Genomic DNA, 10,000 nt, shown 5'->3' with positions numbered 1-10,000 from the left:
TTAAAAAAATAGCAAAAAAAAAGAGAAGACTAATGTCCTCTCTTTTAAATATGTAAATTTTACTATTTATTCAACTACAATCTTTTTCACTTCTTTTCTATCACCATCTTGAACAGTTACAAGATAAATTCCAGATTGTACATTGTTTAATTGAATAGACTCGTTAAATAAGCCGGAATTGTTATAATTATGAGTAAAAATTTCTCTTCCTCTCATGTCATGTACAACAATGTTAATTTCATTATTTGAATTTGAAGAAAATTGCACATTAAAGTTTCCGCTATTTGGATTTGGATAGATTACAAAATTATCTAATCCAAAAGATTCACTTGCTAAAACGGCAACTTGTTCAGTACGACATAACTGAATCATAAAAGTGTTAAAAGAAGCAGCACTAACGTTTGAATCTACTACAGTATCTTTAAAATACACTTTCCAAGATCCAGCACTATTATTTCCTGCATAAGCTGCAATATTAGCACTTGAAAAAGGAACAAAAGTACCGCCGTCATTTGTAGTTGCGCAATTAACAGGAGAGCCTGAAACATCAAACCCTTTGTTCATATTTGCTCCTGTACAAGTAATATTATTATACCAAAGCGCTGTGTTTAAAGATGCTTGCCATGGAGCCATTAATAAGATATTAAATTGGCCAATATTTGGATGCGTTACGTTTGCATAAAAATTTGCATCTGAAATTGTATAAGAATCAGTAATGGTTAATGCAACTCCTGGGTAAGAAGTGTCTGCACTTTCAGTAATTGCTGCATTTAATGTAAAAGGATAATCAGTACAAATATTTTGTGTTTGGTATGTATAATTTCCAACAGCAAATGATTTACTAATGTTAAAGAAAATATTTGCACTTGCTTTTACTTTAAATCTACAATCAGCACCCGAAACACCTGCTGGTAAAGTTACTGATTGCGAACCGTCATTAGGAGTTCCTGATAATAAAGTATAAGGGAATGTTAGCCCTCCATCATTTGAAAACAAAATATCTACATTTGCCGCTCCTGCTATAGTTTGGTGTCCTGTAGTTGGACTTGTAGTTCCTGTCCAAGTAACAACATGAGTAGAGCCAATAGCGTAAACATTTGTGTTTGCAGCAGCTGGATATGAAACGCTTAAAGCGTCTTTGTTAGCAACGGTAACCACCATATTGTCAAACTGTGTTAAACCACCACCACCACCAACTGAATTATCTCTTCCTGTTAATCTGAAGTTAAGTGTTCTTGTAACAGAAGATAAAAATTCAGCAGGAATATTTCCTCCTGTCGTACTTACTGAACCTCTTAATACAGATTCTAATCTAGGAAAAGTTCTAGATGGGGACGTGCTAGGAGGGTATGATCTGAAAACAGCTCCTGAAGTCTTTGTTGCTGAAGGAACACAATCATTATCTTCAGTTCCATTAAGTGCTGAAACTGTACATAAATCTGAGTAGGTTGTAGCTTCATCATATTGTTCCCAACAATAAGTAAAAGTTCCTCCTCCAGTATCTGTCATAGTTCCAGTTAAAGTAAATGGGGTGCTTTTAGGAATTGAATAGTCTGCACCTGCATTAACAACTGGTACTCCATGAGTTAAAGCGGTTTCAACATCACATGTTTTTGTTGTCATATTAGCTTGCACTTGAGCAATACTTGCCGCATGAAAGTAATCGTCAGAGTTGTTTTGAAGATTAAAATTTGTAATTCCAGCGTAAGCCATGATTGTTGAGCCTCCTCCTGGTTCATAGTTTACAGAATTGTTCTCTCTTGAGTGTGTAAAAGTGTGATTTGCACCTAATTGATGTCCCATTTCATGCGCTACATAATCAATATCAAATGAGTCACCTGATGGTACATCATCTGCAGGAGAAGTGAATCCAGAACCTTTGTTTTTATCATCAGTTGCTGCAGTGTCATTGGTACAAATACATCCAATACATCCTGCGTTACCACCACCACCAGAAGCTCCAAATAGGTGACCTATATCGTAAGCCGCATTGTTTGCTGCTAAAGATGTAGCTGGGCCAGTTAAACTAGAACTTAAAGTGTTTTGTAACTCTAAATTCCAATCACCTGCAGCACCAGTAACTGCATCAGAATAAGGATCTGTAGCTGGATTGTAAAAAATAACATTTGTTGAGTTAGCTACAATGTTCATATGAATAGCTAAATCTCTATTATTAACTCCATTAACACGTGTCATGGTGTTGTTATATGCTGTTAAAACTAATGCGCTTTGTGCAGCATTAGAAGCGCCAAAATAATTAGCATACTCAGCAGTACATGATAAAGCTAAACGAAATGTTCTCAAAACAGGATCGCTTGTCATGGTTGTATTACCATTTCTTCCTAAGTCAGCAATTTGTTGCTCTTCATTAGTAAGACAAGTAAAAGGTAATTTGTTGTTAACATTTGACTTTTTATAAACAGAAAAAATAGTAGCATTACTATTGTATGGCTCCATAAATTCAGTAGATTTGTTAGCTCTAAAAGTCATTGTTTGAAGAGAGTTAACTCCAAAACTCAAGCGAACTTGAGCGGTTTTGTCATCAATACCCATACCTGCATAGGCACGAATGTTTGGATACTGTGCTTGAAGTTCTGCATCAAAATTAGATGCTTCAAACATTTCAAAGCGTTCTAATTTTCCGTCTGCGTTTGGTAATGCGATTATTATTCCTCTTTTGTCAAGTTCTTTTCTATCAGGAGCACTTAATAAAGCCTGTTTGATTCCATCAAGATCAAGCTGAAATAATTTAAATTCTAGCGGAAAATTTCCCCTAGTAACACTTTTGTGTTTAACTATACCTTCGTTATTAGGTACTTCTTTCCAAAATTTCTCGGTTTGTGCATTTGATACAAATCCACAGAACACAGAAAAAATTAAAATTAGTAATGTTTTTTTCATGTTAGTTAAATTTAATAATTACAAAAATAGATATTTTTTGATTAATAGTTCTAGTTTTGAAAATATTAACAAAATTACTTCTTTTTTTAGTTTAATTAAATTGCTTATTAAATAATTTATTTAAACCTTTTATTCTTTGAGTAAAGTCAAATATCTTTGCAGAAACCATTTTAATTTGAAAACCCACTATTCTGTTTTTGATTTTAACCAATTAAAGCAAACAATCATCACTATTGGTACTTTTGATGGTGTTCATTTGGGACATCAATCTATTTTAAAAAAAGTAGTTGAAGCAAAGGAAAATAACACTTACGAATCTTCATTACTTACTTTTTTTCCGCATCCAAGAATGGTTTTGCAACAAGACACCTCTATTAAGTTGTTAAATACTATCGATGAAAAAGCAGAATTACTGGATAAGTTCGGCATCGATAACCTTATCATTCATCCTTTTGATGCGGCATTTTCTAATTTATCTGCAGAGGAATTTGTGAAAGAAATCCTCGTTGATAGATTAAACATTCACAAAATTATTATTGGTCACGACCATCGCTTTGGAAAAAATAGAACTGCTGACATTGGTGATTTAATTTCATTTGGAAAAAAATATGGTTTTGAAGTGGAGCAAATTAACGCTCATGAAATTGATGAAATAGCTATTAGTTCTACCAAAATACGAAAAGCTTTGATGGAAGGAAATATCAAACTAGCCAATCAATTTTTAGGATATTCCTATTTTATTTCTGGAAAAGTGATTGAAGGTAAAAAAATTGGTAGAACATTAGGTTTTCCAACCGCTAATATTCAAATTAACGAAAGTTATAAATTGTTACCCAAAAATGGGGTTTACATAGTGTTTAGTGAAATTAACGATATTCCGTATTTTGGTATGATGAATATTGGAAACAATCCAACAATTGGTGAAAATGAACAATCAATTGAAGTTCATTATTTTGATATGAGTGAAAATATCTACAATAAAAAATTAAAAATATCAATCCTAGAACATATTAGAGACGAGCGAAAATTCAATTCGCTTTCAGATTTACAAGCCCAACTTGAAAAGGACAAATTATTTTCACTAAATTACATTCAAAATTTAAAATGAAAATTCTTTTCAAAGCAATTGATAACAGTCCATTAGTTGTTTTCCGAATATTTTTTGGATTTTTAGTTGCTTGTGAAAGTTTTGGCGCTATTTTAACTGGGTGGGTTAAACGCATTTTGATTGATCCTGAAGTTACTTTTTCTTTCATTGGCTTTGAATGGCTAAAGCCTTTGCCTGGCTTTGGAATGTATTTTTATTTCATCGCAATGGGAGTTTTCGGATTGGCCATTATGTTTGGTTATCGCTATCGATTAGCGATCATTTCCTACACTCTTTTATGGGCCGGAGTTTATTTCATGCAAAAAACGGCTTACAACAATCATTATTATTTATTACTCCTGATAAGTTTTTTGCTGATTTTTCTTCCAGCAAATAGCTACGCTTCCTTAGATGTAAGACAAAATCGTATTAAAGAAGAAAACACAATGCCTTATTGGATTAGTCTTTTGTTCATCATTCAAGTAGCAATTGTATACGTGTTTGCCTCCATAGCAAAGTTTTATCCAGATTGGTTAGATGGAACTTTTACCCGCAATTTACTTGCTGATTCAACAAATGTAATTGCTTTAAAAAAACTATTTCTTCAAAAATGGTTTTATCTATTCATTGCTTACATGGGGATAGTTTTTGATTTATTAATTGTTCCATTGCTTTTATTTAAAAAAACAAGAATGTTAGCCTTACTAGCATCCTTAACTTTTCATCTGTTTAATGCTATATTCTTAGAAATTGGAATTTTTCCTTTTTTTGCTTTAACTTTTGCGCTATTTTTTTATGAACCCGAAACTATCAGAAGCGTCTTCTTAAGAAAGAAAACCAGCATTGAAACCGAAAACGGACACTCTAATTATTACGGAAAAAAAATAGTTTACTTTTTGATAATTCCGTATTTGATTATACAGCTTTTACTTCCATTACGTCATCATTTTATTGAAGGTGATGTGCTTTGGACAGAAGAAGGTCATCGTTTAAGTTGGAGGATGATGCTTCGCGAACGTAGTGGCTTTATTCACATTCGAATCAAAGACTTAAAAACGGGAAAGTTATCTGTTTACGATTACAGAAAAAATTTAACCGATAAACAAATACAAAATTTAGCTACTAAACCCGATTTTATCTGGCAATATTGCCAATACATTAAAAAGGAATTTAAGGGAAAAGAGATTGCAATATTTATAGAGTGTAAAAACAGCATTAATCGAAAAGAATACAAAACCTTAATTGATCCGAAATTTGATATGGCTAAAGCTAAATGGAATTATTTTAGGCATAATGAATGGTTATTGAACAGATAACTAAATAGTAATGCTTGAAACAAATATCGTTATTTTATTATTTGGCTTTTAACTAAATAGTTTTTTATTTACTGTTCCAGAAGCAATCCATGAAGAGATTAGCCCAAGAATTGTTATGGTCATTATCACAATCACCATATTTTGCCATTCAAAAAGTACTGGATAAGGCATTGTAGGGGTAATCATGATGAAAGAAAAATGTTGTTGCAGTAATATGATGCCAATCGCGAGACCTAGTCCAATTGCTAATCCAAATAGGGTGATAATGATGCCTTGGGTAAAAAAAATCGTACGGATTGAGGTTTGAGTGACACCAATGTTATATAATGTTTTAAGATTGTCTCTTTTGTCAATAATAATCATTACAATAGCTCCAGCAAGGCAAAATAAGGTAAGAATTACAACTAATGTGCTAAATAAATAAATGAACAAGTTTTCCGATTGTAGCATTTTATATAACGAATCATTTAGCTGAGCTCTATTCTTTATCTTAATGTCATTTCCTAAAATAGAATTAAGCTCTTTTCTAGCTTTATTTTCGTCCGTATTAGGTTTTAACTTGATTTCAATATTTGTGATTTCGTTGTTTTTTAGACCAAGAAAATGTTGGGCTAGCCCAATAGAACAAAAAACATATTTGCCATCTAATTCTTCATTAATAGAGTAAATACCAGAAGGAAACAGTAAAGATTTATTGAAAGCTTCGTTAGCGTTTTCAATATCACCTTTTCCAGGTTTTGGAACATAAGCCTCTAAAGCATTATTGTAATCAAATAAACCTAAACCTAGTTTTCTGCTAATATCAGCTCCAATAACTACGCTTTCAGAATTAGTTTCAAACCATTCTCCTGCATATAGATGTTTATTAAAATCGGTTACTTGTATATAATGATTGTCAACTCCTTTTATATGTGCTACCAATTCTTTATTGTCATACATAAAATAAACTCGCTCTTCAATAATTTTACTGAAGGAATTTATGTTGTTGCTTTTTTTAAGTAATTCTTCTTGTTTTGGACTGACCAAAAAGGTTTTGCCTGTTGTGGTTTCAATTCGTAAATCTGGGTCTGAAGCATTAGCAAAATTCAAACTAAATTCTTTTAAACCACTAAAAACCGACAAGAAAACAAAAAGCGCCATAGTACTTGCTATAATTCCAACAGAAGCAATTCCAGTAATAATGTTAATTGCTTTGTTTCTGCTAAAACTAACAGCGTAACGTTTGGCTATGTAAAAGGAAAGGTTCAAATTACGATTTCTTTCTTTTTTCTAATAAATCTGGATTTTCAATTGGATTTTCTTCTCCAGTTAATGCTTTGTCAATTTTTTCGATGTAATCTAAGCTATCATCAATGTAGAAAATCAAATTTGGAACTTTTCGCAATTGATTTTTTACACGCTGTGCTAAATCATGTTTAATAAGCGGTGCGTTGCTTTTTACAGCAGCTAAAATTTCTGGAGCTTTATCGGTTGGAAAAACGCTTAAATGTACTTTTGCAATAGATAAATCTGAAGTTACATTTACTTTTGAAACCGAAATTACTAGGTTGTTGATGTTATTTTTACGGATTTCACCTTGTAAAATCGATACCAAGTCGTTTTGTAAAAGTGCCCCTATTTTTTTTTGTCTATTTGTTTCCATGGTGCAAAAATACATAAAAATTCATCAAGCCGTATTCTTTTATAACTATATATGAATGTCTTCGGATAACCGTTTGTGGTTTTTTGTTAACTTTGTTCGCATTAAAAAAATAATACGATGAGAAAAATAGAACATATAGGTATAGCTGTAAAAAGTTTAGAAGTTTCAAATGTTTTGTTTGAAAAATTATTTGGACAACCGCCATACAAGGAAGAAGAAGTGGCTAGTGAAGGAGTTAAAACCTCTTTTTTTATGAATGGACCAAATAAAATAGAATTGTTAGAAGCAACTAATCCAGATAGCCCAATTGCTAAATTTTTAGAAAAAAAAGGAGAAGGAATCCATCACATCGCTTTTGACGTAAATGATATTAATGAAGAAGTTGTTAGGCTAAAAAACGAAGGTTTTGTAATTTTAAATGAGATTCCGAAGAAAGGTGCTGATAATAAATTGGTTGTCTTTTTACATCCAAAAGGCACTAATGGCGTGCTGGTAGAGCTTTGTCAAGAAATAAAATAAAGTTTAAAAAAATATTTGGTTGCCTTAAAAATTAGTCTTAATATTGCAACTTCAATACTGGTCCTATAGCTCAGTTGGTTAGAGCACCTGACTCATAATCAGGTGGTCCCTGGTTCGAGCCCAGGTGGGACCACTTTTATTGTTAAGATTTAAGAAGAAAAAACTCACAATTAACAAATTTTAAGTTTTTTTTAAGTTTTTTTTTAAAAATAACTTGTAAAGTATAAAAATATTTATATTTTCGTGTTTTCTAATAAGTTTGAGTTGTACAATATTAACTTATTATTAAATATTTTCTTTTATTAGTAAAGGAATGATATAAATTATACTTTTGCCCCCAATGAGAACAATTATGAATAAAATTATAACAATTTTAGTAGTACTTTTTAGTATTCAAGGTGTTTTAGCTGCTACTCCAGTCGAACCGCCACCACCAACACCGCCGCCGCCTGGCTTGCCTATTGATGGAGGATTGGTTGTTTTATTCCTTTTGGCGTTAGTTTCAGGTTATTATTTATCTAAGAAATATATATCTACAAAAAAAGGCTCTATATAAGAGCCTTTTTTTATTTTCTTAATTCGTTTAATCGACTTACGTACTTTCCAATTACATCAAATTCTAAATTTACTTTTGTGCCAATTTTAAAAGTGTTAAAATTAGTGTGTTCAAAAGTATAAGGGATTATTGCGACACTAAATGTGTTTAATCCTGAATTTACAACTGTTAAGCTAGTTCCGTTTATGGTTATTGAACCTTTTTCAATGGTAATGTTGTTTAATGAAGCGTCGTATTCAAATGTAAAAACCCAACTTCCATTAGCTTCTTTAATATTTGTACACGTTCCAATTTGGTCAACATGACCTTGAACAATGTGTCCATCTAATCTGTCTCCCAATTTCATGGCGCGTTCTAAATTTACAACATCTCCAACTTTCCAATTTCCAATCGAAGTTTTATCAATCGTTTCTTTGATGGCGGTTACGGTGTAATTTTTGTTTTCGATTTTCACCACCGTTAAACAAATGCCATTATGTGCTACACTTTGGTCGACTTTTAATTCGTGAGTAATGTCAGATTCCACCGTTACATGCAGGTTTTCCTGATCTTTTTCGATTTCTTTTATAATTCCGAGGGTTTCTATAATTCCGGTAAACATAACTGATTTAATTTTACTAAATTTGCACATCAAAAGTAAGCAATAAATCACACTTGTCATGGTTAAAAAAGCAGAAAATATAATTGTTGGAATTTCGATTGGAGATTTAAATGGTATTGGAAGCGAAGTAATTTTAAAAACATTTGAAGATACTCGAATGTTAGAATTGTGTACGCCAGTAATTTTTGCAAATGCTAAGATTGTTTCTTTTTTGAGAAAAGAATTAAATATCGATATTGCTATTCATGGGATTGATAAAATAGAGCAATTGGTTGTTGGAAAAATCAACGTATTAAATGTTTGGCGCGAAGGAGTGAATTTAGAATTCGGAAAAAATGATGATGTAGTTGGAAGCTATGCAATTAAATCTTTTGTTGCTGCAACAAAAGCTTTAAAAGAAGGTTTGGTTGATGTTTTAGTAACAGCACCTATTAATAAGTATAATATTCAATCAGAAGAATTTAAATTCCCGGGTCATACGGATTATTTGGATAAAGAATTAGAGGGTGATGCTTTAATGTTAATGGTGCATGATGATTTACGTGTTGGCTTGCTAACTGATCACGTTCCAGTGAATGAAGTGGCGAAACATTTGAATGAAAAATTAATTTCGAGTAAAATCAAAACTATCATTCAAACGTTAAAGCAAGATTTTGAAATTGAAAAACCAAAAGTGGCGGTTTTAGGATTGAATCCACATTCGGGTGATAATGGTGTAATTGGTCAAGAAGAAGAAAAAATCATTAAGCCGGCCTTGAAAAAATTATTTGAAGCAGGAAATATGGTTTTCGGACCTTTTTCGGCAGATGGCTTCTTTGGTTCGGCACAATATGAAAAATATGATGCGGTTATTGCAACGTATCATGATCAAGGATTAATTCCATTCAAAACATTGTCTTTTGGAAATGGAGTTAATTATACAGCTGGATTAAATAAAATTAGAACTTCCCCAGATCACGGAACTGCTTATGAAATTGCAGGTAAAGGAGTGGCTAATCACGAGTCATTTAAAGAGGCGGTTTATTTAGCAATTGATATTTTTAAGAAAAGAAATGACTATCAAGAGCTTATTAAAAACCCTTTAAAAACAAAAGAAAAGCAGTTATAAACAAAAAAATGTTTACAACTAGTTTGAATTTATAAATATTTTATATCTTTGCACACCTTTTAAAAAGGTAAAACTGTTGTTATGAACAATTTAAAAGAATATTTAATTCCTTTTGTGGGATTAAAAATAGGGAGGCATCAGTTTGATTATCAAATAGATAATACGTTCTTTAAAAACTTTGATTACGACGAATTTAATGACGTTTCAGTTAAAGTAGATATTGTTTTAGAGAAGAAAAGCACTATGCTTGAACTCGATTTTAAGCATAAA

At 31.8% G+C, this 10,000-nt stretch carries 9 protein-coding genes, 1 tRNA gene and 1 pseudogene; 7 read left to right on the top strand and 4 right to left on the bottom strand.

Translation table 11 applies throughout. The annotated features are described in order from the left end of the window. Positions 1 to 66 precede the first annotated feature (66 nt). Positions 67 to 2,901: a zinc-dependent metalloprotease gene (locus LDL23_RS01100; protein WP_291264054.1), complete on the bottom strand. Its 2,835-nt coding sequence runs from the start codon at positions 2,899 to 2,901 to the stop codon at positions 67 to 69. Between the two features lie 175 nt (positions 2,902 to 3,076). Between LDL23_RS01100 and LDL23_RS01095 the strand changes: the two genes are divergently transcribed. Together LDL23_RS01095 and LDL23_RS01090 are read left to right on the top strand one after the other, a co-directional pair. After that, positions 3,077 to 4,009 carry a bifunctional riboflavin kinase/FAD synthetase gene (locus LDL23_RS01095; RefSeq protein WP_291264053.1) on the top strand — a complete coding sequence of 311 codons (933 nt, stop codon included), beginning with the start codon at positions 3,077 to 3,079 and terminating at the stop codon, positions 4,007 to 4,009. Continuing rightward, positions 4,006 to 5,304 carry an HTTM domain-containing protein gene (locus tag LDL23_RS01090; protein WP_291264052.1) on the top strand — a complete coding sequence of 433 codons (1,299 nt, stop codon included), beginning with the start codon at positions 4,006 to 4,008 and terminating at the stop codon, positions 5,302 to 5,304. The genes LDL23_RS01095 and LDL23_RS01090 overlap by 4 nt, the downstream gene beginning before the upstream one ends. Before the next feature lie 48 nt (positions 5,305 to 5,352). Here LDL23_RS01090 and LDL23_RS01085 read toward each other — a convergent pair whose 3' ends face one another. Further along, positions 5,353 to 6,552 carry an FtsX-like permease family protein gene (locus tag LDL23_RS01085; RefSeq protein WP_291264051.1) on the bottom strand — a complete coding sequence of 400 codons (1,200 nt, stop codon included), beginning with the start codon at positions 6,550 to 6,552 and terminating at the stop codon, positions 5,353 to 5,355. A 1-nt stretch (position 6,553) separates the two neighbouring features. After that, entirely contained in the window at positions 6,554 to 6,946 is a 393-nt protein-coding gene (gene rbfA / locus LDL23_RS01080) for a 30S ribosome-binding factor RbfA (protein WP_026726411.1), read from the bottom strand. Positions 6,947 to 7,063: 117 nt separating this feature from the next. Here rbfA and mce point away from each other — a divergent pair, with 117 nt between their 5' ends. The 3 genes from mce to LDL23_RS01065 all read left to right on the top strand — a co-directional run bounded on the left by mce (position 7,064) and on the right by LDL23_RS01065 (position 8,021). After that, the gene (gene mce / locus LDL23_RS01075; protein WP_291264050.1) at positions 7,064 to 7,465 is read left to right on the top strand and encodes a methylmalonyl-CoA epimerase; all 402 of its coding nucleotides are present in this window, start codon (positions 7,064 to 7,066) and stop codon (positions 7,463 to 7,465) included. A 59-nt stretch (positions 7,466 to 7,524) separates the two neighbouring features. After that, a tRNA-Ile gene (locus LDL23_RS01070) sits at positions 7,525 to 7,598 on the top strand. A gap of 219 nt (positions 7,599 to 7,817) precedes the next feature. After that, entirely contained in the window at positions 7,818 to 8,021 is a 204-nt protein-coding gene (locus tag LDL23_RS01065) for a hypothetical protein (RefSeq protein WP_291264049.1), read from the top strand. 10 nt (positions 8,022 to 8,031) lie between these two features. Here LDL23_RS01065 and LDL23_RS01060 read toward each other — a convergent pair whose 3' ends face one another. Beyond that, positions 8,032 to 8,622 carry a riboflavin synthase gene (locus LDL23_RS01060; RefSeq protein ID WP_291264048.1) on the bottom strand — a complete coding sequence of 197 codons (591 nt, stop codon included), beginning with the start codon at positions 8,620 to 8,622 and terminating at the stop codon, positions 8,032 to 8,034. A 58-nt stretch (positions 8,623 to 8,680) separates the two neighbouring features. On the opposite strand from LDL23_RS01060, the gene pdxA reads away from it, so the two are divergent. Continuing rightward, a complete protein-coding gene (pdxA, locus tag LDL23_RS01055) occupies positions 8,681 to 9,730 on the top strand; it encodes a 4-hydroxythreonine-4-phosphate dehydrogenase PdxA (protein WP_291264047.1) in 1,050 nt (349 codons plus the stop codon). An 81-nt stretch (positions 9,731 to 9,811) separates the two neighbouring features. Further along, positions 9,812 to 10,000: pseudogene (locus LDL23_RS01050) on the top strand (DUF177 domain-containing protein); the annotation flags it as partial.

This window comes from Flavobacterium sp. (genome assembly GCF_020217025.1).
In the GTDB taxonomy this organism is placed as follows: domain Bacteria; phylum Bacteroidota; class Bacteroidia; order Flavobacteriales; family Flavobacteriaceae; genus Flavobacterium.
This window is presented reverse-complemented; position numbering and strand designations above follow the sequence as displayed.